At 71.8% G+C, this 21616-nt stretch carries 16 protein-coding genes and 6 pseudogenes; 14 read left to right on the top strand and 8 right to left on the bottom strand.

The features are described from left to right. Nucleotides 1-265: 265 nt before the first annotated feature. Together ABT245_RS26810 and ABT245_RS26805 are read right to left on the bottom strand one after the other, a co-directional pair. Nucleotides 266-472 (bottom strand): annotated as a pseudogene (locus ABT245_RS26810) (TetR family transcriptional regulator); the annotation flags it as partial. Between the two features lie 165 nt (nt 473-637). Then, nucleotides 638-797: pseudogene (locus ABT245_RS26805) on the bottom strand (IS5-like element IS4811 family transposase); the annotation flags it as partial. 215 nt (nt 798-1012) lie between these two features. Between ABT245_RS26805 and ABT245_RS26800 the strand changes: the two are divergent. After that, nucleotides 1013-1245 (top strand): annotated as a pseudogene (locus ABT245_RS26800) (amidohydrolase); the annotation flags it as partial. A gap of 95 nt (nt 1246-1340) precedes the next feature. On the opposite strand, the pseudogene ABT245_RS26795 reads toward ABT245_RS26800, so the two are convergent. From ABT245_RS26795 to ABT245_RS26785, 3 genes and pseudogenes are all read right to left on the bottom strand, one after another. After that, nucleotides 1341-1657, bottom strand: a pseudogene (locus ABT245_RS26795) (RacP protein); the annotation flags it as partial. Then, nucleotides 1558-1923, bottom strand: coding sequence for a DUF6192 family protein (locus tag ABT245_RS26790; RefSeq protein ID WP_351737794.1), 366 nt, complete (start codon nt 1921-1923; stop codon nt 1558-1560). The pseudogene ABT245_RS26795 and the gene ABT245_RS26790, both read right to left, overlap by 100 nt. Then, a pseudogene (locus ABT245_RS26785) lies at nt 1873-2059 on the bottom strand (DUF6192 family protein); the annotation flags it as partial. The gene ABT245_RS26790 and the pseudogene ABT245_RS26785, both read right to left, overlap by 51 nt. 680 nt (nt 2060-2739) lie before the next feature. Between ABT245_RS26785 and ABT245_RS26780 the strand changes: the two are divergent. The 10 genes from ABT245_RS26780 to ABT245_RS26735 are packed head-to-tail and all read left to right on the top strand — an operon-like array spanning nt 2740 to nt 15650. Then, complete coding sequence (locus ABT245_RS26780) at nt 2740-3840, top strand: ABC transporter substrate-binding protein (protein ID WP_351737792.1); 1101 nt, start codon at nt 2740-2742, stop codon at nt 3838-3840. Then, complete coding sequence (locus tag ABT245_RS26775; RefSeq protein ID WP_351737789.1) at nt 3837-4973, top strand: ABC transporter ATP-binding protein; 1137 nt, start codon at nt 3837-3839, stop codon at nt 4971-4973. The genes ABT245_RS26780 and ABT245_RS26775 overlap by 4 nt, the downstream gene beginning before the upstream one ends. Then, on the top strand, nt 4970-5914 hold the full coding sequence (locus ABT245_RS26770; RefSeq protein WP_351737787.1) for an ABC transporter permease: 945 nt from the start codon (nt 4970-4972) through the stop codon (nt 5912-5914). The genes ABT245_RS26775 and ABT245_RS26770 overlap by 4 nt, the downstream gene beginning before the upstream one ends. Next, nucleotides 5911-6747, top strand: a complete 837-nt coding sequence (locus tag ABT245_RS26765) for an ABC transporter permease (RefSeq protein ID WP_351737784.1) — start codon at nt 5911-5913, stop codon at nt 6745-6747. The genes ABT245_RS26770 and ABT245_RS26765 overlap by 4 nt, the downstream gene beginning before the upstream one ends. Further along, nucleotides 6744-8873, top strand: coding sequence for a hydantoinase/oxoprolinase family protein (locus ABT245_RS26760; protein WP_351737782.1), 2130 nt, complete (start codon nt 6744-6746; stop codon nt 8871-8873). Before ABT245_RS26765 ends, ABT245_RS26760 begins: the two co-directional genes overlap by 4 nt. Then, nucleotides 8873-10927, top strand: a complete 2055-nt coding sequence (locus tag ABT245_RS26755) for a hydantoinase B/oxoprolinase family protein (RefSeq protein ID WP_351737779.1) — start codon at nt 8873-8875, stop codon at nt 10925-10927. The genes ABT245_RS26760 and ABT245_RS26755 overlap by 1 nt, the downstream gene beginning before the upstream one ends. Then, nucleotides 10924-11856 carry an LLM class flavin-dependent oxidoreductase gene (locus ABT245_RS26750; RefSeq protein ID WP_351737777.1) on the top strand — a complete coding sequence of 311 codons (933 nt, stop codon included), beginning with the start codon at nt 10924-10926 and terminating at the stop codon, nt 11854-11856. The genes ABT245_RS26755 and ABT245_RS26750 overlap by 4 nt, the downstream gene beginning before the upstream one ends. After that, a complete protein-coding gene (locus ABT245_RS26745; RefSeq protein ID WP_351737774.1) occupies nt 11853-13082 on the top strand; it encodes a M20 metallopeptidase family protein in 1230 nt (409 codons plus the stop codon). Before ABT245_RS26750 ends, ABT245_RS26745 begins: the two co-directional genes overlap by 4 nt. A 46-nt stretch (nt 13083-13128) precedes the next feature. Beyond that, on the top strand, nt 13129-14916 hold the full coding sequence (locus ABT245_RS26740; protein WP_351737772.1) for a thiamine pyrophosphate-binding protein: 1788 nt from the start codon (nt 13129-13131) through the stop codon (nt 14914-14916). A gap of 56 nt (nt 14917-14972) precedes the next feature. Beyond that, nucleotides 14973-15650, top strand: coding sequence for a GntR family transcriptional regulator (locus ABT245_RS26735; RefSeq protein WP_351737770.1), 678 nt, complete (start codon nt 14973-14975; stop codon nt 15648-15650). Nucleotides 15651-15655: 5 nt separating this feature from the next. On the opposite strand, the pseudogene ABT245_RS26730 reads toward ABT245_RS26735, so the two are convergent. From ABT245_RS26730 to ABT245_RS26720, 3 genes and pseudogenes are all read right to left on the bottom strand, one after another. Continuing rightward, nucleotides 15656-15799: pseudogene (locus ABT245_RS26730) on the bottom strand (IS5 family transposase); the annotation flags it as partial. Next, a complete protein-coding gene (locus ABT245_RS26725; protein WP_351737768.1) occupies nt 15790-16350 on the bottom strand; it encodes a DeoR family transcriptional regulator in 561 nt (186 codons plus the stop codon). The pseudogene ABT245_RS26730 and the gene ABT245_RS26725, both read right to left, overlap by 10 nt. Before the next feature lie 389 nt (nt 16351-16739). Then, nucleotides 16740-18866, bottom strand: a complete 2127-nt coding sequence (locus ABT245_RS26720) for an outer membrane protein assembly factor BamB family protein (RefSeq protein WP_351737766.1) — start codon at nt 18864-18866, stop codon at nt 16740-16742. A gap of 143 nt (nt 18867-19009) precedes the next feature. Between ABT245_RS26720 and ABT245_RS26715 the strand changes: the two genes are divergently transcribed. Genes ABT245_RS26715 through ABT245_RS26705 form a run of 3 tightly spaced genes read left to right on the top strand, consistent with a single transcriptional unit; the run spans nt 19010 to nt 21611 of the window. Then, the gene (locus ABT245_RS26715; RefSeq protein ID WP_351737764.1) at nt 19010-19636 is read left to right on the top strand and encodes an ABC transporter permease; all 627 of its coding nucleotides are present in this window, start codon (nt 19010-19012) and stop codon (nt 19634-19636) included. Next, nucleotides 19633-20493 carry an ABC transporter permease gene (locus tag ABT245_RS26710; protein ID WP_351737762.1) on the top strand — a complete coding sequence of 287 codons (861 nt, stop codon included), beginning with the start codon at nt 19633-19635 and terminating at the stop codon, nt 20491-20493. Before ABT245_RS26715 ends, ABT245_RS26710 begins: the two co-directional genes overlap by 4 nt. Beyond that, the gene (locus ABT245_RS26705; protein ID WP_351737760.1) at nt 20493-21611 is read left to right on the top strand and encodes an ABC transporter ATP-binding protein; all 1119 of its coding nucleotides are present in this window, start codon (nt 20493-20495) and stop codon (nt 21609-21611) included. The genes ABT245_RS26710 and ABT245_RS26705 overlap by 1 nt, the downstream gene beginning before the upstream one ends. Nucleotides 21612-21616 lie beyond the last annotated feature (5 nt).

The raw sequence follows: 21616 nt of genomic DNA, 5'->3' as shown, positions 1-21616 counted from the left end.
GCACCCAGGATTCTGACAACGTTGCCGTAGGGCGGGTGCGTCGGTTGGCGAGGTCTTCCGGGGTGCTGCTTCGGTCACGGCTTCGGGCTGGTGCACACCGGCCCTTAAACCGGTTTGAAAGCGACCCGTAAACAGTTACCGGCTACGGCCCGGGTACGTCAACAGTCGTAGCGCAGGCGAGCGGAGGTGCCGTGGGCCCGGGGGAAGCCGGTCGGTGGGCCGAGGGCCAGGGATCGGAGCGGCATGTTCGACGCGCCGCGGCGCCGGCGAACGGGAGGCCGGTGCCGAGGAGGAACATCGCGTCGTAGGGGGCGGGGTTGCGCCCGGCGAAGTCGCTGTAGAGAACGGCCCGGCTGTACTCGATGCGCTCGGCCGGCCGGCGGGTGGTCGCGGCGTCCCGGCCCTGGGACTCGGCGGGTTGGCGTGCGGTCGCGACGATCGGTCGGTGACGCCCCGGCGTAGGAAGCCGCACATGCGGCGCTGATGGCGCTGATGGCGCTCCAGCAGTCCTGGAATCTGCGCACGGAAGATCTGCCGCCGGTGGCTCTGCCGGGCGTTGGTGCGGTACTTGTACATGTTGAGGGCCGCTGCCTGTTGACTGAACCAAGTCCGTAATCTTCGCAGGTCAGTGGCCATAGCGTTCGAGGACCCAGCGCCGGGGCAGAACGACGGACCCGGAGGCGTCCTTGGGGCGGCTGACGGTCTTGATCGTCAGGTTCAGGTAGGCCTTCGCCCAGGTCACGAGCTGTCCGGCACAGGCGGGAGTCGGCCCGGACGATGGTGATCTCGGAGTGCGACCGGAGGAGCGTCTACCTCGACGCGGCGATGTCCCCATGGTGTGGCTGTCCCCACCGCCAAGGGGTGGCTCACCGGATGGGCAATTACATCGGTGCGCGGCGATCGTGTGTCCCAGAAGACGACTTGGGTCAAAGGGGTAGCAGTGAATCGTCCGTTCGAGCACGCGCTCACGCGCCGCACGTTACTGGCCGGCACAGCGGCGGCCGGCGCGGGAATGGTGTGGGGAGGCATGGGGACGGCCGTTGCGGGTGGGTGGAGAGGACCGGTGAAGCAGGCGGCGGTGGCCGCCGAGGCGGCGCATCTGGACCGCGTGCTGATTGAGCTGCGGCGGGACATCCATCGGCACCCTGAGGCCCCGGGCAGGAACAGCGCACGGCCGCTGTGGTGGCCCGGGAGCTGCGTGCGGCGGGGCTGACCGTCACCACGGGAGTGGGCGGCCACGGGGTCGAACGATCGTTCCTTAATCGCCGATCCCCTTCGAGGCCCGGTCTTCCGGCAGTTGCGGGACAGTCCCGAGACTGCTGCGCCGTGGCAAGCCACTTGTTGAGCTGGGCGACGATGTGCTTGACCCACTTGTCGCCAGGGTGGGCAGCGGCGTGCGGTGCGACGGTGCCGGTGATGAGCCGACGGAACTCGGTCGACTTCGCCCTGACCACAGCCCGTTCGTATGCCTCCAGCACCGCCCGCTCCGCGCCGAGTTGGTAGCCCGCCTGCCGGGTCCAGGTCAGCGGGGGGCCAGCCTTTTCCGCGGCCTGTGCTTCAACGCCGCGAGCCCGGAACGGACCTGACTGGGGAACATATCGCTGGCGCGTACCAACTGGCGGAACTCAAGGCCGACGGGTCTGGCCTCGAACAGCAATCTACGTCCACCTTGCCCGTGTCCTCGGCCGTCTCGACCCGGTCGAGCGTCGCCCGGCAGCGGGCGACGTTCTCGTGCACGATCGCGCGCTCGTCGTCGCCGAAGACATGGTTGCGCAAGGAGGGGACGATACGGCCGGCGGCCGCGACGCTGTGGGCTCTCCGGGCTGTCGGCCGTCCACCCCACCCGCCGCTTTGCGTCGTCCGCCGTCCAGCGCTGCCGTCCCTCGGGCGGGGCCTTGAGCGCCGCGAACCGCTCCTCGGCATCCTCGATCCTCGCCGGAATGCGGTGGATCGTGAACGACACACCCGCCTGACGCTGTTCTTTCGGCCGGTGTGATGCGGCCCACCTGGCGTTCTTGACCGTACTGAACGTCAAGCCGATGTCCTCGGCCAGCCGCATCAGGGACTGCTCGATCGTCCATTCGGCGTCCGGGACGCCCCCGCGGGACCTGACCGGCTCGGCCTCCAGGGCGCGGTCACCGATCGTGAACGGGCCCCGGCTCTGCTGTTCGACGACTTCACGCAGTTCGGCGACGATCTGCTCGTAGCGAGTCTGGCTGGCCGACCCGATCGTGCTGGGCATGGCGATCACCACCCCTGCATGCCGGGGGTGGTGAATACGACGGTGACACCGGCATGCGAAGTGGCGTCGGTCTGGACCCACAAATTCCGACTGAACAAGCCTTACCGCAGGGTGGTTGACGGGGTATCAGAAGATGCTCTCCAAGGCGTTCGCGCAGCCGTCACAGGGACGCCTACGCGAACGCCGACCGCCTCCTGCGCCAGGCCCTCGTACGACACCGCGGCGAGCCAGAGCCCGTTGTCCACACCGCCGACGAAGGTGGTCGGACTCGGCCTGACCCCCGTTGGCCATCCAGCGGGTTCCGGGGGAAAGCGCCTGGTCCGGGGAGGGGTTTTTGTTGCGGGACTGTGAAGTCTCACCGCTGGGGGCTTTTGGCATACCGTTTCGCATGCGAAGCTGCATGCGAGATTCTTCCTCGGGTGGCGGGGTCGCTCCGTGGCGTCCCGCCCCCCGGGGGCCGCTTGGCCGCCCAGCCCTTGAACGACAGAGGATTCGCCATGACGTACCTTGATCGTCGCGCACTCCTGCGCTCTGCCGGTGCCGCGGGAGCGGCCCTCCTGGGCGGCGGTCTGCTGGCGGCCTGTGGGTCGCCGGGCCGCACTTCGGCCGGCGGGTCGACCACCCTCACCCTTTTCCACTGGGCAGGGGCGCAGGGGACCGTGCCGCGCAGGGTCGCCCAGGCCTTCGCGAAGAAGCACGACGTGACGATCCGCTACATCGAGGGCACCAACGCGGACACCTTTCCCAAGCTGGTGTCCTCCGTCCAGGTCAACGCCGACAAGCCGCTGCTGAACCTGGGTTTCTTCAACGCGCAGAGCTTCGCCCAGGGCGCCGCCGACGGGCTGTGGGCGCCGGTGAGCGAGAAGTCGGTACCGAACATCGCGAAGGTGCTGCCGGGATACACCACCGGTGACGGTTTCGGCGCCTACATGGTGATGGACGCGATGGGCCTCATCTACAACAAGAAGGTCATCCGTACTCCCCCCACCTCCTGGACGGACCTCTTCGACGCCGCCTACCGGGGGCGGGTGACCACATGGGACGCCCCCGCCTTCAGTGTCAACGCCGTCCCGGTGATCAACCAGATCGAGGGCGGTTCCGACGGCGACCTCTCCAAGGGCATAGCCGCCTTCTCCCGGGCGGCCAAGAAGGGGCAGTTCAGCGGACTGATCGGCTCGATCGACCAGTTGCGCCAGCAGCTCAACAGCGGGCAGGTCGTCATCGCGCCCGGCTTCCAGGGTGTCGCGCAGCCGTGGATCGACGAGGGCGACCCCATCGGCTTCGCCGTGCCCAAGCAAGGGGTGATGGCCTTCCCCGAGGGCTTCCAACTGGTGAAGGGGTCGAGCGAGGACCAACTCGCTCTGGCCGCCGACCTGATGAACGAGATCTTCGCTCCCGACGCGGTCTCCGACTACAGCGCGGCCACCGCCACCATCCCCCTCGTCGAGGGCGCACGGCTGCCCGCCAAGTACCGCGACATCGAGAGTTTCCAGCTGAAGACGGTGCAGAACGCCCTGAAGCTGGACTGGGCCGCCCTGGTGACCGGCCTCGACAAGGCCACGACCGCCTGGAACAACGACGTAAAGGCGCATCTGTGAGCGGCGCTTCGTCCGATACGGCCGTACTCGCGGAGGGAATCACCCGCTCCTTCGGCTCCCGTCGGGTCCTGGACCACGTCCAACTGGAAGTGGGCCAGGGCGAGTTCTTCTCCCTCCTGGGCCCTTCCGGCTGCGGCAAGACGACCGCGCTGCGCATCGTCGCCGGACTGGAACACGCGGACGAGGGCAGCGTGCGGATCAACGGCGTCGACGTCACCCGCACACCCGCCCACCGCCGCCCCACCAATCTGGTCTTCCAACAGGGCGCCCTGTTCCCGCACATGGACGTGGCACGCAACGTCGCCTTCGGGCTCAGCACGGAGCGCACCGACCGCAAGGAGACGGCCCGCAGGGTCGCCGAGGCACTGGACGTGGTCGGGATGTCCGCCTTCGCCGGGCGAGCACCGAGCACCCTGTCGGGAGGCCAGCGCCAGCGCGTCGCCATCGCACGGGCGCTGGTCAAGCGCCCCCGGGTCCTGCTGCTGGACGAGCCCCTGAGCGCCCTCGACCTCGGTCTCCAGCTGCAGATGCGGCGCGAGCTGCGCGCCCTCCAGCGCCGTACCGGCACCACGTTCGTCTGCGTCACCCACAACCAGGCGGAGGCGATGGAGATGTCCGACCGTATCGCCGTCATGGCCCACGGCCGGATCGAGCAGGTCGGCACCGCCCAGGAGCTGTACCGGTCGCCGGCCGGCAGGTTCGTCGCCGAGTTCATCGGCGAGAACAACCTCTTCGAGGTGACCGGCGTCCAGGACGGCCCCGAGGGTGTCCGCCGTGCCGTGACGGCCGCCGGGCTGCGGCTGCCGCTGCCGGAGAAGTCCTCCGCCGCCCCGAAGCCGGTGGTCGCCGTACGCCCGGAGTCGTTCCGCCTCACCTCGCCGGACACCCCCGGCACCGCGGGCCGCGCCACCGTGCAGTCCGCGGGCTTTCTGGGAGCCCGCGTACGCGTCGTCCTGGAAGCGCCCGGCGGCCGGGAGATCCTGGTCGACACGACCGCCACGGGCCCGACCGTGTCGGTCGGCGAGATCGTGGGCCTGACCGTCGACGCCGCGGACGTCGTCGTACTGCCGCCCGCCGCGGACGGCGTAGCGCCGCGCACCGGGCGGCCCGCGGTCCCCGGGAGCACACGGTGACCGGCACACGCGAAGAGACACGCAGCGCCCCCGCGCGGCCGCCCGCCCGGAAGGACCGTCGGACGGCCCTCGACAACCGGCACCGGTCGAAAGACACGCGGCTGGCGTACGCGCTCGTCGCGCCCGGTGTCCTCTACCTCCTGCTGGTCTTCTGCTCGATCGTCCTGCTCCTGCTGTCGTACAGCTTCCGCACCGAACGCACCAGCCGGCTGTTCGCCCCGTTCGACCTGGGCACCTGGACCCGGCTCCTCGACGATCCGTACACGGCGGACGTGCTGTGGACCACCCTGCGCGTGGGCGCCATGGTGGCCGTGCTGGCCGTCCTGATCGCGTATCCCATCGCCTGGTGTCTGCTGCGGGTGCGCCGCTGGTGGCTGTCCGGCCTGCTGATGTTCGCCGTCTTCTCGCCGATCCTGGTCAGTGTCGTGGTGCGCTCCTACGGCTGGATGCTGCTGCTGGCGCCGCACGGGCTGCTGCACGGCCCGCTCGGCGGCTGGCTCTACCACGAACCGGGTGTGGTCCTCGCCCTCGTCCATGTCGAACTGCCCTTCGCGATCGTTCCGTTGCTCGGCTCGCTGCGGTCGCTGCCCGAAGGGGTGCTGGAGGCGGCGGCAGACCTCGGGGCATCCCCGTGGCGGCGGCTGCGGTCGATCCTTCTGCCGCTGACCATGCCCGGCGTCATCGCCTCCTTCCAACTGGTCTTCGCCCTGACCGTCAGTGCCTTCGCCACCCCCTCACTGCTCGGCGGCGGACGTGTCGCGGTGCTGGCGCAGTCCGTCTACCAGAACATCCAGCAGCTTCAGTGGCCGCTGGCCGCGGCGCAGGCGCTGGTCCTGCTCGGCGTGGCGCTGGTGGTGCTGGCCACCTTCAACCGGCTCGGCCGCCTGGCCGACGTGCGCCACCGTGCGCCCGCCGGCGGCCGGCGGGAGGTGGGAGTGTGACGACGTCCCGTCGCCTGCTGCCGGTCGTCCGCGGCCTCTTCCTCACGGCGACCATGGTGTTCGTGCTGCTGCCGCTCGTCGTGGTGGTCTACAGCTCCTTCCGGGGCACCACCGCGTCCGGCGGGCAAGAGGGCTTCACCGTGCGCTGGTTCCGGGAGGCGCTGTCCTACGAGCCCTTCACCGTGGGGCTGTTGTACTCCACCCAGGTCGCGGTGCTGGCCACATGTATCTCCGTGGTCGTGGGCACGGCCGCCGCCCACGCCATCGCCAGGCTGTCCTTCCCCGGCCGTGAGCTGCTGCGCTCCGTGTTCGTGATGCCGCTGAGCCTGCCCCGCGTCGTCACCGGGTTCAGCCTGTTCGTCCTCTACGCCTCGCTCTTCCCCGCGGCTTACGGCACCGTCGGCGGTATCGCCTTCGCCCACTGCCTGCTGCTGATGCCGTTCGTCGTGGCCGTCGTGGGGGCGGCGCTGGCCAGCCTGGACCCGGCGCTGGAGGAAGCCGCCCGCGACCTGGGCGCCTCCCCGCTCGCCGCGTTCGTCCGGATCACGCTGCCGCAGGTGCGGCCCGCGCTGCTGGCCGCAGCCGTGTTCGCGTTCCTCACGTCGTTCGACGAGGTGGACACCTCGGTGTTTCTGATGCCCGCCGACACCACGACGCTGCCGGTGGCCATGTTCCTGCGCCTCGAACAGCGGCAGGACCCCACGGTCACCGCCATGTCGAGCCTGCTGATCGCCGGTTCGCTGCTGCTGGCGGCACTCGCGGCGGTGGCGGCCCGCCGCGTGGCCGGCGCCCTGGTGAACGCCCCCGCACCGCAAGGAGACCTCGCCTCGTGAACACCCCCCGCCCGTCCGCCGAGCCCGCCCCGGCCCGGTCCGCGGCACCGGCGTACCGTATCGGTGTCGATGTCGGCGGCACCTTCACGGACGTGGTGCTGGCCGCCGCGGACGGCTCCGCCCTGCACACCGCCAAGGTCCCCTCCGATGCCGCCCAGCCGGCCGCCGCCGTGGTGCGGGCCGTGACCGGGATCCTTGAGCGGCACCAGGTGGCAGCGGAGCAGGTGGAGTACTTCGCGCACGGGCAGACGTTCGCCCTGAACACCGTTCTGCAACGGTCCGGCGCCCGCACCGGGCTGCTGGTGACGGCCGGTTTCCCGGACCTGCTGGAGATAGGACGGCTCCGCCTGCGCGACCCCATCGACTTCTTCGCCGACCCCCGCCGCCCCCTCGCCGACCGCAGGGACGTACGGGAGATACCCGAGCGGATACGCATCGACGGCAGCGTCGACCGTCCACTGGACGAGACGGCCCTTCTCGCCGCCGCCCGTGATCTGCTCGCCGACGGGGTCGAGGCCCTGGCCGTCGTCTTCCTCCACGCCCACGCGCACCCGGGGCACGAGCAGCGGGCCGTGGCGCTGCTGCGGCAGGCGCACCCCGGTCTGATCGTGGCCGGCTCCGCCGAACTGTGGCCGGAGGAAAAGGAGTACGAACGCGCCACCGTCGCCGTTCTCGCCGCGCATGTCGCGGGACTGTTGCGCGGCTACCTCGGTGACCTCTCGCACCGGCTGCGCGAGCAGGGGCTCAGCTGCCCGCTGCACATCACCAAGTCCAACGGCGGTGTGATGTCCGTGCAGGGAGCCCTGGCCGCCGATGAGGGAAGCGCGGCGCTGCTGCGGGCAGCCGTGGAAACCCTGCTGTCCGGTCCCGCGGCGGGCGTCGCGGGTGCCGTACGGCTGGCCACCGCCGCCGGGGTGGACGACCTCGTCACCATGGACATGGGCGGCACCAGCGTGGACAGCGCCATCGTCGAGGGCGGGCGCATCCCCTACTCCACCGACGCCGAGCTGGGCGACTTCCCGCTGATCACCCCGTCGGTGGAGGTCTCCTCGATCGGCGCGGGCGGCGGTTCGGTGGCCTGGCTGGACGCCTCCGGCGTGCTCAAGGTCGGCCCACGCAGCGCCGGCGCCCACCCGGGCCCCGCCTGCTACGGGCAGGGCGGCACCGAGGCGACCCTCACCGACGCCTACGTGGTCTGCGGCTACCTCGACCCGGACACCTTCGCCGGGGGAACGGTGCGCCTGGACCCGGCCGCCGCCCGGGCGGCCTTCGCGCCGCTGGCCCGGCGGCTGGGCACGGACGTGGAGGGCGCCGCGGAGGCCGTCGTGGACGTGGCCACCGCGATGATGCACGCCCAACTCGTCCCGCTCCTCGCCCGCCGGGGTGTCGACCCCGCCGGATGCCGTCTGGTGCCCTACGGCGGTGCCGGCCCCGTCCAGGCCGTGGCGCTCGCCCGTGCCCTCGGCATCCGGCACCTGCTGGTCCCCTGGTCCCCGGGAACCCTGTGCGCGTTCGGCGCGCTCGTCACCGACCTGCGCCACGACCTGGTCGCCCCCGTCGGGCAGACCACCGGCCACCTGGACGACGAACGGCTGCGGACCGTGTGGAAGGACCTGGAGGAGCGCGCCCGGCTCTGGTACCGCGACCAGTCCGCCGTCCTCCACGACCAGGTCGCGCTGACCCGCTGGGCGGACGTACAACTCGCCGGGCAGTCGTTCACCCTGCCCGTGACCCTGCCCGGGGACGGACAGCCGACCGTCGCCGCCCTCAGTGAGGCGTTCACCGCCCGCTACCGCGCGGCCTACGGTGTGGACGCCTCGGGACGCGAACTCGACGTGCGCAGTCTGCGGATCACCCTGACGGCCCGCTCACGGCCGCTGACCCCCCGCACCGGTTCGGGCACCGAGGTCAGGCCCCGGCCGCACACGGTCACCGAACACGGCCACCGGGTCCCGGCGGGCCGTGTGGAACGGGCCGATCTCGCGCCCGGCGTCCGGTTCAAGGGACCGCTCGTCGTCTCCGCGCCGGACGCCACCGTCTTCCTGCCCACCGGCGCCTGCGTCGAGGCGGACGCCATGGGCAACCTGCTGATCGATGCCGGGCGAGCCCGGGGGAAGGCCGACTGATGCGCAGCTCACCGGTGACCTTGGAGATTGTCGCGCGTCGGCTGACCGCCGTCGTGGAGGAGATGGCCGAGACCATCCGCCGCACCAGCTTCAGCGTCTTCGTCAAGCAGACCGCCGACTTCGGGACCTGCCTGGTCACCCCGGACGGCGAGGTGTTCGCCGCACCCCGGAGCATCTCCGGCAACCTGATGATCGGCGCGCCCGCGCGAGCCGCCATCGAGGCGCTGGCCCCGTACGCGCCCGGCGACATCGGCATCAGCAACGACCCCGACGCCACCGGCGGACTGGTCACGCATCTGCCGGACGTGTGGACCTGGGCCCCGCTGTACGCGCAGGGCCGCATCATCGCCTACGCGTTCAGCTTCGTGCACGCCTCCGACATCGGCGGCTCGGTGCCCGGCTCCATCTCCTGGACCCACACCGACCGTGCCCAGGAGGGCGTTCTCATCCCGCCGGTCAAGTTGCACGAGGCCGGCCGGGAGAACACGGCGCTGCTGCGGACGGTCCTCGCCAACACCCGGGTACCGGAGGAGAACCGCGGCGACATCGACGCCCAGATCACCGGACTGGTGGCGGCGCAGCGCCGTATCGACGAGATCGTCGCCGTGCACGGAGCCGACGCGCTGCAGGACGCCGTCGCCGACCTGCTGGACGAGGCGGAGTCCCGGGCGACCGGGCTGCTGGCCGAACTCCACGACGGCAGCTACCGGTTCGTCGACTATGTGGAAGGGCTCGCCGAGACCGGCCCGGACGGCCGCGCGAGGGTGACCGTCCCGCCGACCCGGCTCGCGCTGGAACTCACGCTCACCCGGGGCCGCCCCCATCTCTCCTTCCAGGGCACCTCGCCCCAGGTCGCCGAGGCCGTCAACCTGCCGACCGGAGGCCGTCCCGGCCACTACATGCTGGTGTTCGCCCTGGTGAACTACCTGGTGTCCAAGGACCCCGGCATTCCCTACAACTCCGGCCTGGTCCGCGCCGTCACCGCCGACCTGCCGCCCGGCTCGGTGGTGAACCCCGGCCCCGGCGCCACCTGCGGGGTCCGAGCGGCCGTGTTCTTCCGCATCATGGACTGCGTGCTCGGCTGCCTGGCCCAGGCGGCGCCCGAGGACGCCCTCGCGACCGGGTCCGGGGCGGTGGCGATCGCCACCGTAGCGCACACCGACCCGGTCACCGGCAAGCGCCATGTGGCCGTCGGCCAGCCGCTGACCGGCGGATCCGGCGGGCGCCCCGGACGCGACGGCCTGCACGGCACCAGCTTCACCGGCGGCTGGCTGCGCAATGTGCCCAACGAACTCCTGGAACAGGACGCCCCCGTCCTCATCGAGGAGTACCGCTACCGCACCGGCTCCGGTGGCGTGGGAGCCCGGCCCGGCGGAGCGGGTATCACCCTGCGGATCCGGGCCCTCGCCGACGGAGTCACCCTCGCCGTGCGCGGCATGGAACGCCTGCTGTTCGAGCCGTGGGGTGTGCGGGGCGGCGGCACCGGCGCGCCCGGTCGCGCCCTGCTCAACCCGGGCACCCCGCGCGAACGGGACCTCGGCCGCGTCAATGTCGTCACCCTGGCCGCCGGGGACGTCCTCCTCGTCGAGACCGCGGGCGGCGGCGGCCTCGGTCACCCCCACGACCGGCCCGCCGACGCGGTCGCCGCCGACGTGGCCCGCGGCCTGCTGGACCCCGACCTGGCCGCCGCGGCGTACGGCGTCGCCCTGCACACGGACGGCACCGTCGACCAGGAGGCCACGGCCGGGCTCCGCGCCCAACAGGACCCGCGGGAAGGGACGTTCACCCTCGGCTCGGCCCGCGCCGCCTACGAGCGGCGCTGGCCACCGCAGGTGCAGGAGGACCTGGTCGAGGCCGTCGGCCGCCTCCCGCGGACCGAGCGCGCCCAGGTCTACCGCACCGCCTACCTCACCGCCGACCACGAGGCCGGACCGGGCACGGTGACCCCCGCCGCCGTGACCCACGCCGTACGCCGGGCCGCCGGCCGGACCGGCACCGGAACCGACGGGCCCCCCACCCCGGACCCGCACAGGACAGGAGCGACTCCCCGATGACCGGCACCCCTCTCAGGTTCGGCCTGATGACGTACGAGGCCGCCCCCTGGGCCCAACTCACCGAACGCTGGCGCCGGTTCGAGGACCAGGGGTGGGACAGCCTGTGGGCCGGAGACCACCTGTGGAGCGCCCTCGATCCCCAGGGGCGCCCGGCGCGCGGCCGGTTCGACGCCTGGATGCTGGCGGGCGGCATCGCCGCCGCCACCTCCCGGGTCACCGTGGGCACACTGGTGAGCGCCGCGCCCCTGCGCAACCCCGCCCTGGTCGCCAAGCAGGCCATGACGCTCGACCACATCTCCGATGGCCGTGCCGTGGCCGGTGTCGGGGCCGGCGGCAACCCGAAGGACCTGGCGTACGCGGGTGTACCGCCCTGGCCGCAGGCCGAGCGGGGAGCGCGCCTGGAGGAGTATCTGACCGTCGTCCGCGGCCTGTTGGAGCGGGACGGCTTCGATCACGACGGACCGTACTACACCGTGGCGGGCGCGGTCCGCGCCCCCGCACCCGCCGCGGCCGAGCGGCCCCCACTGCTCGTCGCCGCGCATGTCGACGCCACCCTCGCGGTGGCCGCCCGCCACGCCGACATCTGGAGCAGCTACGGCAGCCTCTTCTCCCAACTGCGCCGGGGCGTCAAGCTCGACGAGAAGGAGAGCCTGCGCCTGACCAGGGAGCGCGGCGCGCTGCTCGACGCCCACGCCGAACGCGCCGGACGCGACCCGGCGTCGATCCGCAAGTCCTTCATGGCCGGGTTCACCGAGGACGCCCCCTGGCAGTCGGTGGAACGCTTCCGGGACTTCGTCGGCCGCTTCACCGACATCGGCATCACCGAGTTCATGTTTCCCTTCCCGCTCCAAGGCCCGCACCGCGAGGGCGTGTTCGAGGAGGTCGTGGCGGATGTGCTGCCGCGCCTGCGGGCCGGAGAGCGGCCGTGAGCGCCGCGCGGGAAGCCTTCGGCGCACGCGCCCGCGCACTCGCCGGTGACCTGACCGCCCTGCGGCGCCGACTGCACGCCGTGCCGGAGGTCGGGCTGCGCCTGCCGCTCACCCAGGCCGTCGTGCTGGACGCCCTGTCCCCGGCGGTCAAGGAGGCCGGTGGCGCGCTGGAGGTGACAACGGGCGCCGCGCTGGACTCCGTGACCGTGGTCCTGCACGGCGCCCGGCCCGGCCCGGTGGTGCTGCTGCGCGGCGACATGGACGCGCTGCCGCTGAGGGAGGCCACCGGACTGCCGTTCGCCGCCGACGCCGACCGTATGCACGCCTGTGGACACGACCTCCACACCACCGCCCTGGCAGGCGCCGTCCGGCTGCTGGCCGAGCACCGGGAGAACATGGGCGGAAGTGTCGTGTTCATGTTCCAGCCGGGGGAGGAGGGCTACGACGGCGCGGGGGCGATGCTCGCCGAGGGCGTCCTCGACGCGGCGGGCCTGCCGGTGCGGGCGGCCTACGCCCTGCATGTCGTCGCCGACCTGCCCGCCGGGCGCTGCTACACCCGCCCCGGCCCGGTGATGGCCGCCTACGGCGTCCTCGACGCCACGGTCCGCGGCCGAGGCGGCCACGGCGGCAGACCGCACGAGGCACTGGACCCGGTCCCCGTGGCCATGGCCGCGGCCACCGCCGTCCAGACCTACACCGGCCGCCGCTTCGACGCCTTCGACCCCGTCGTGGTGACCGTGGGCGAGTTCCACGCGGGCACGGCCCCCAACGTCATCCCCGCCGACGCCCGCTTCCGGGCCGGGGTCCGTTCCTTCTCCGCGGAGGCGACCACCCGCCTGGCCGCCGAACTCCCCCCGCTGGTCGAGCAGACAGCCCGCGCCCACGGCCTGGACGCCGAGGTGACCTTCACGACCGTCCTGCCCACCACGGTCAACGACCCCGCACACGCGGGCCGGTTCGCCCGCACCGCCGTCGAACTGTTCGGCCCCGACCGCTACGAGGAACTGGCGCGGCCCCGCATCGGCTCCGAGGACTTCTCCCGGGTCCTGCAACGCGTCCCCGGAGCCTACGGTTACCTCGGCGCGGCCCCGCCCGGCCGTGACCGTCCCTCCGGCAACCATGCGCCGACCGCCGTGTTCGACGAGTCGGTCCTGCCCGATGCGGCACTGCTGCTGGCCGCACTCGCCTGGCAGCACGTCGGCCCTGTTCCCTCGTCCTGTCCCTGACCCCTCCCGCCGCACGCCTCGCGGCGCCCACCACCAGGAGTTCTCCGTGTACGACGTCCAGCCCGAGCAGGTGCCCCTCGACCCGGCCGCCGCTAAGCCGGGTCATGCGCCCGGTGAGCGCCGGGGATGCGACGCGCTTGTCGACGCGCTCGTGGCCGCAGGCGTCACAACCCTGTTCGGCGTGCCAGGCGACACCGGTGTGGCCCTGTACGACGCGCTGTACCGGCGTACCGACGACATCCGGCACATCCTGGCGCGTGACGAGCGGCACGCGGCGGCGATGGCCGACGCCTACGCCCGCAGCGGCAACCGGGTGGGCGTGGTGGAGGTCTCCAGCGGCGGCGGAACGACCTATGTCGTCGGCGGCCTCGGTGAGGCCTATGCGGCGGGGGTCCCCGTGCTGCTCATCACCTCCGACATCCACGCCGGCAGCCGGGGCACGGGCGCGCTGACCGAGATCGACCAGGTCGCCCTGTTCTCCGCCGTCACCAAGTGGACCCGGGTGGCCGAGAACGCCGACGAACTACCGGAGTTGGTCGCCCGAGCGCTCGAAGAGGCCGTGTCGGGTCGCCCGGCACCGGTCGCCCTGATCGTCCCCGAGAACGTCCTGGACGAGCCGACCCGGGCCCGCCCCGCCCACGACGCCGGCGCGCCGGTGCTGCCCGCGCGGCGTCCCGCGGCCCCCGCCGAGGCCGTCGCCGAGGCGGCCAGGCTGCTGTCCGAGGCCCGCAGGCCCGCCGTTCTCGCGGGCTCCGGCGTCCATATCTCCCGGGCCTGGGACACCCTCGAACAGCTCGCCGACACGCTGGGCGCCGCGGTGGCCACCTCCATCCACGGGCGTGGCGCGGTCCGCGGCGACTGCCCCTGGTCGATCGGTGTGGTCGGCAACAACGGAGCCCTTCCCGGCGCCAACGCGCTGATGCGCGAGGCCGACACGGTGCTTCTGGTCGGCACCCGGGCCAACGCGACCGACACCAACAGCTGGACCGGACCGGCCCGAGGCGGTGTGCCCGTCATCCAGATCGACATCGATCCCGCACGCGCCGGCCGCAACTTCCCCGGGGCCCTCGCCCTTCCCGGCGACGCGGACACCGTCCTGCGCCAGCTGCTGGACGCCGTCACCCGCCTCGACGACACCGAACGCGCCCACCGGCTGACGGCCGTCCGGGCGGCCGCCGCGGCACCGGAGCCCGCCTCCCCGGCGGTGGCCGCCGAGGCCGTGACCGGCGGACGGCTGCTGCCGGACGAGGTGGTCCGCATCGTGTGCGACGGCCTGCCCGCCGACACGCCAGCCCTCGCCGATCCCGGCACCCCCACGCCCAACGTCGCCGTGCACTGGCGGCAGCGACAGGCCGGACGCACCGTGGTGGTGCCCCGCGGCCACGGCCCCATGGGCTATGCGATACCGGCGGCCGTCGGCGTGGCCATGGCCCGGCCCGGCGTCCCGCTGGTGTCCTTCACCGCCGACGGCAGCTTCGCGATGGCGTGCGGTGAGCTGGAGACGGTGTCCCGTCTCCAACTTCCGGTCCTGTTCGTGCAGTTCACCAACCACAGCCTCGGCTGGATCAAGATGCTCCAGCATCTCTACACCGGCCGTCGCTACTTCGGCGTCGACCCCGGTACGATCGACGCGGTCGCCGTCGCCGGGGCGTGCGGCGTGGAGGCCCACGCGGTCCGCTCGGCCGACGAACTCGCCGCCCGGGTGGCCGACTTCGCCGAGCGGCCGCGGCCGCTGTACCTGGACATCGAGGTACCCCACATGATCGACTACACGCCGCCGGTGCCCGCTTGGGACCGGGGCCTGGCCGGGAACGCGGAACGTCCCGTGTACTGACCGGCACTTCGGTGACGACGGGCCCAGGGCGGCAACGCGGCGGACAGGACGGACCAGTGACGGAACAGCATCCGGACGCTTCATCGGGCAGTGCCGGCAGGGTGTCGGCGCGTCGCCGGTCGGAAGAGGTCTACTGGACCTTGCGCAAGGAGATCGTCGACGGAGTACTGCGGCCCAACGCGCCGCTCGTGGAGGACGAGATAGCGGCCCGGCTCGGCGTCTCGCGAACTCCCGTCCGGGAAAGCATGCAGCGGCTGATGGCCGACGGCCTCATCCGTTCGCAGCGGCGGCGCTGGGTGGTGCACGAGTACACCCAGGAGGAAGTGGCACATCTCTACGAGGTCCGGGCCGGCCTGGAAGCCCAGGCCGCCCGGCTGGCCGCGCTGCGCGCCACACCCGAGGAGCGTGCGGCGATCGCCGGGTGGCGCGAACGCATGACCTCGCCGACGGCGGACTCCCTGTGCGACCGCGTCTCCAGCAACGACGCCTTCCACGACAGCATCACGGCCGCCTCCGGCAATCGCCGTCTGCTGGAGATGATCCGCGCCAACCGCCTCTTCCACTTCAACAAACGCATCGCTGCGCTGTACAGCGCGGAGGAGATCGCGCTCTCCTCGCGACAGCACGGCGATCTCATCACCGCGGTCTGTGAGGGCGACGCGAACCGCGCCGGGCAGACGGCGCGGGAACACACCGAGTACTCCCTCGAAGTAATCCTCCGCAAGCTGTTCTGAGCGGTTCAGATGTCGCGCCGGTCCGGGCTGGATTCGCGGGTGAGCCGTCGGCCCATGAGGTCGATCACCGCGCCATGGATCATGGCTTCGGAGCGGTGGGAGCGGGTCTCGTAGCCGCGTGCGAGACGGCGGTGGTGCATCAGCCAGCCGGTTGGGCCGGCCGCGCCGTGAGGTACCCGCCGGGGCAGATCCGCTTGCGCGCGGCCTCCCGCCGAACCGGACATGACGGTTTCCCCGAGGGTCTGCACGGTGCCGGCGCAGTGCAGAACCGCGCGGAGCCGGGGCAGTCGCGCCAGGGTGTCAGCGGAGAGCCGGGGTGTGCCCCAGCCGGTGAGCAGCACTTCGACCTCGGCGAGGTCGTCCGCGACGTCCGGCTCGTCGGGGGTCGCAACCCACATCGGCTCGCAGGTGTGCGCGAGTTCCCGCAGCCGGACCTCTTGGCGAAATAGGAACTGCGGCCCGGAGCGACCATCACCACTGTTCCGGTGCAGGACGCCGCAGCGAGCTTGTGGGAAGCCGACTGCAGGCGTACCAGGCCATGGCTGCGTACGACACGCTCATCGCGAGCCAGCGCCTCGACGTCGCGTCGCATGGTGACGTGCGAGACCCCGAACTCGTCAGCGAGTTCGGCCACGCGCGCCGAGCCCCTGGTCCGCAACGCGGCAAGGACCTGATCCTGCCGGCTCGACGGCTTGGCCACAGCGGTAGCACCTTTCAATCGGTGGCCCCGTCGGTTTCCGAGGCGCACGCAAGCGTCAAAGTGATCGTTCGCTCATTATGGCCCAGGTGGGCTGGACGGGAGCGAAATGGAGGGGCCCGACGAAGAACGGAATCAGGTGTCAGTCGGGCGATCGGCCAGGCGCCGGCGCGTTCGTGGCCACGGATAGTGCGACGTGCAGCCGGCCGACCTGTACAGCCAGGCCGGCGGCCAACTCGCCGGGCAGATCGCCCGCCCAGGACTACCCAAAGCTTTCCGGACCAGACCAGACCAGACCAGACTCGACGAGTACGACATCCCCCGCCTGCGGTCACGGCGAGCGACCAGCGACTGACGCGGCCGCTCAAGATCCCCGACGACCCCCGGCAGAGTCAAGCCGCGGCCGCGAACAACCGCAGCTTCCCGTCGGCGGTGGCCACCAGGATCTGTAGCCGGCCGTCGCCGTCCACGTCGGCGAGCACCGGGTTGGTGATCGCGGCGGGGAGCCGCTGCTCCCAGACGATGGCTCCGTCGCGCAAGCACAGCAGACGTCCGTCTCGAGTACCTACAAGGAACTCGTCGCGGCCGTCGCCGTCGAGGTCACCTGCCGCCACGGCGCGCTCGGGGATGGTGGGGCCGATATCGAGACGCCAGCGGACCTCACCGCCGGCCGCGTCGAACGCGGCGAACTCGCCGTCGCGGGACACGGCTCCGAGGAGCCAGTGTCCCGGTTCGAGAGCACGTGCCAGGGCCGCGCGGCCCGGGAAGTAGCGCCACAGTTCGGTGCTGACCCGCCAGATCGTCTTACCGTCGAGGCCGATCAGTTCCAGGCCGTGAATTCCGTCTGCGCGCAGTACGGCGGCCGTGCCACCAACACCGTCAGCGGCGGGAACGGCGACCGGTGTGGTGTACGCGGCGGTCCAGTCGTTCTCCGTACGGATATCTCCGGTCGAGTCGTACAGGCGTAGGCGCCCGTGGTCGTCGGCGGCGATCAGCCAGGTGTCGTCGCCGACGGGCATGACTCCGGGCAGGGACGGGTGGCCGCCGTGCAGCGGATCGGACCACAGAAGCGCGCCGGATTCGTCGTAGAGGGCGAGCGCGGCGGTGTGGACACCGGTGTGCAGGTTGGCGAGCAGGTGGAAGGCGCGGCCGAACGGGACGAGAGCGAGTGCCGCGGGTGCGGGCAACGCGATCGTGATCGACGTGGCCTCCGGGGCGCCGGGTTCACGGTGGATGGACACAGCCGGGTGGTCGCCGCCAGGCTCGGAGACCACCAGCCGATGGATGCCATCGGCGTCGCGATGCAGGCTTGGCAGGGTACCCGGCACGCGCCATCCGGATTCGAGTCCTTCAGGACGGACCGAAAGGACGGAACCGACGTTCCCGCCACTCACCCGTCGACCGACGACCCATCCGCCGGCCACGTCGGCGACGATCTCAGGCCCCTGCTCCCGGTTCCAGACCAACGGCTGGCAGAACCGCCCGTGCGCGGGCACCGGCGAGCCGATCGGGCGAAGATCAGGACCGCATCTGCTGACCCGGCCGTCTGCCGTGGACAGCAAAAGCCCTCCTTCGTGCCAATCGGCCCGCGTGTATTCCGGCCCGGCCAGCCGACGCAGCGCCCGACCGCTCCACATATGGATCCCGTCGTCCCGCCGCACCAACAGCCCTGCTCGACCCGCGCCGTCCCGTACCTCGATGGCGCTGCGCCGCTCGGCGTGGAACGCGATGTGTTCCGGCAACGCCGAGTCAGTGGACAACAGCAGTGCCGCGTCGGCCAGTTCGGCCACCGTCTCCCATGTCGTGCCGTCGACGATCTCCAGCACGCCGCGGCGGCCCGGCCGTCGCGCGGTCTCCCGACTCACCACCAGTTCCGGTCGCCCGTCACCGTCGAGATCGTGGCAACCCCAAAAATACCTTCCCGGCAGCACCCCCAGGGCCCCGTCCGCCAGCCCGCCACCAGACGGCGGCCCGGACGGCCCGGACTCCAAGTCCACGACGAGGGTCCGCCACCAGCCGTCCTGCCACAGGCCCACGACCAGGTCCGGACGCCCAATTCCTCGTACGTCGGCGACCGATGTGAGCTGCGGCCGCAGCTCACGGTGATCCTCGGGCCAGTCCTTCTCCACGAAGCAGCCCCAGGCGCGCCGCAACCCCGATTCGGCGTGCGCGGTGACCGCCACATACTCCTCGACTTGGCAGCTGACCAGCACGGCTCCGAGCCGCGGGCCGCCGTCCAGCGACACGGCTTGCAGGAGTCCGTATGGGCGGGCGCAAGGGTAATCGCCGGGATCCGGCCGGTAGTCCGTGGCGAGTTGTACGGCGCCGGTCGCAGCGTCAAGGACCGCTTGACAGAGCCGACCGTCCTCGCGGCCGAGGACCAGCGCCTCGGTGTCGTCGCGGGCGTAGCCGGTACCGCGACGGCTGGACAGCAGCACTTGAGGACGTCCGTTGCCGCTGAGGTCCGCCACCGCGACGACCGGGCCGAACCCGGCGTCGTACGCGTCTGCGCAGTCCACGTCCCACACCACTGAAGGCCGGTCCGGATCGGTGAAGTCGACGCAGCGGCCCCGCGTCGAGTAGGCCGGGAAACACACCCACCGCAGACCGCCGGGGACGCATTCGGATTCCGGCGACACTCCACCTGGCGATCGCCGGGCTGGTGGTGGCGCTGCTGGTGGCCATCCCGGCGGGAGTGGCCGCCGGGATGCGGCCGGGCTCCCGGCTGGACTCGGCGATCACCACGGCGACGCTGTTCGGGCTCGCCATGCCGGCCTTCTTCGAAGGGACCCTGCTGATGCTGCTGTTCGCCCTGAAACTGGACGTGGTTCCGTCCCAGGGATACGTGCCCTTCTCCGACGATCCGGTGCGGAGCCTGCGGCTGACAGTGCTGCCGGCCCTGACACTCGGCCTGGCGATCAGCCCCTACCTGTCCAAGCTGGTCCGGTCCGCGGTGGCCGAGGTGGCGCAGGAGCCGTTCGTCCCGTTCGCCCGGGCCAAGGGCTTGGCGCGGTGGCGGATCTCCGTCGGATATGTGTTTCGCAACGCCCTGCCCACCCTCGTCGCCGCGCTGGGGCTGACGATCGCGTCGCTGATCGCGGGCTCGATCGTGGTCGAGGTGCTGTTCAACTGGCCCGGCACCGGCCGTCTGGTCGTCGGCGCGGTCACCGAGCGGGACTACGCGCTGATCCAGGCGCTGGTACTCGTCTACGGCGTGTTGTTCATCGTCGTCAACCTCGCGAGCGAGCTCGCGCAGGGGCTCCTGGACCCCCGGGTGAGGCTCGCATGACCACCTCCACCGCAGTGACGCGTACCAGGCCGCGGGCGGCGGCGCGGCGGCGGACGCCCTTTCGCACGAAGGCCGGTGTGGCGCTCGGCGTGCTGGTCGTCCTCACCACCGTCGTCGGTCCGTGGCTGGTGGACGCGAGCCCTTACGCCATCGATGTCACCCACCGGTTCGGCGGGCCGAGCGCGGCGCACTGGCTCGGCACCGACGAACTCGGCCGCGATGTCGCCGGCCGTCTCGCCGCCGGCGCCCGGTCGACGGCGCTGGTCGCCTTCGGGGCGGTGGCGATCGCCTCGGCCATCGCGCTGCCGCTCGGCGTGCTGACCGGATTCCTGGGCGGCTGGGTTGACCTCGTGGTGACCCGGGTCGTGGACTTGTTCTTCGCGATCCCCTCGCTGCTGGTGGCGATCGGAGTGGTCGGGCTGTTCGGGGCCTCTTTGACCACGACAGTGCTGGCTCTCGGGCTGTCGTACTGGCCGTTCTACACCCGGTTGGTCCGGGCCACCGTCGTGAGCATCCGCTCCCGGCCCTACGCCGACGCGCTGCGAGTGCTCGGCGCTTCCCGGCTGCGGATGGTCCGGACCGACGTCCTGACCGGACTGACGCCGCTGATGCTGGTGCAGACGACGGTGCTGCTCGGCTTCGCGATCCTGGACGAGGCCGCGTTGGGCTTCCTCGGGCTCGGGGTGCAGCCACCGCAGGCGTCGTGGGGCTCGCACCTGGCCGAGAGCCGGGAGTTCATCACCACCCACCCCGAGCTGGCACTGGTCGCGGGTGTGCCCATCGCCATCACGGTTTTCGCCATCAACCTGCTCTCCGACGCGCTGCGCGATCGGCTCGACGCGAAAAGGATCAGCTGATGACCCCGGTCACCGACACACCTCCCGACACACCTCCCGACACACCTTTCGACCCGCCGTCCGGCGCGGCCGACCCCGTCCTGAGGGTGCGGGACCTCGTCGTGGAGTTCGCGCTGCGCGGCGATGTGGCACGGGCCGTCGACGGAGTGGACCTGGAGGTGCGGGCCGGGGAGATCGTCGGCGTCGTCGGTGAATCCGGCAGTGGGAAGAGCGTCACCATGCTGGCGCTGCTCGGGCTGGTGCCCCGGCCCGGACGGATCGCGGCGGGCTCGGTGCGGCTGCGGAACGTCGAGGTGACCGGGCTCCGGGACCGGGAGCTGGCCAAGCTGCGCGGCCGGCAGATGGCACTGATCCCGTCCGACGCCGGCGCCGCGCTCAATCCGGTTCGTCGGATCGGCACCCAGGTCGGCGAGGGCTTGGCCGCGCACCTGCCCGAACTGCCGCGCGGCGAGCGCCCGGCCCGGATCCTGGACATCCTCACCAGGGTCGGGCTGCCGCGTCCGGCGCGGCAGATACGGCGCTATCCGCACGAGCTGTCCGGCGGGATGCAGCAGCGGGTGGCCGTGGCCATGGGGGTCCAGCTCGGTCCTGATCTGCTCATCGCCGACGAGCCGACCACCGCGCTCGATGTCACGATCCAGGCGCAGATCCTCCAACTGCTGCTCGACGTGCGGGAGAAGTCGGGAACCAGCATCCTGTTCGTCACCCACGACATGACCACCGTCGCCGAGATCTGCGACCGGGTGGTGGTGATGTACGCGGGGCAGGTCGTGGAGTCCGGTCCGGTGGCCGATGTGTGCACCGGCCCGGCGCATCCGTACACCAAAGCTCTTCTCGCGGCCGTGCCGCCGTTGGGCGGTGAACCGCCCGAGGAGCTGACCACGATCCCCGGCTCGCCGCCCGACCCCCGGGCCTGGCCCACCGGTTGCCGCTTCGCCGAACGATGTTGGCTGCGGCGGGAACTCGGCGATCCGAAGGAGTGCACGTTGTCCGCGCCACCGTTGTACGACCTGCTGTCCGCTGCGCCGGACGACGCCGTCTCGAACGAGGCTGTCGAGGCTGAGCGCCGCAGTCGGTGCCACTTCCGGGAAGCCGTCGCCGAGGCGGTGGTCTCGTGACCCGG

This window comes from Streptomyces sp. NPDC001508 (assembly GCF_040298665.1).
In the GTDB taxonomy this organism is placed as follows: domain Bacteria; phylum Actinomycetota; class Actinomycetes; order Streptomycetales; family Streptomycetaceae; genus Streptomyces.
This window is presented reverse-complemented; position numbering and strand designations above follow the sequence as displayed.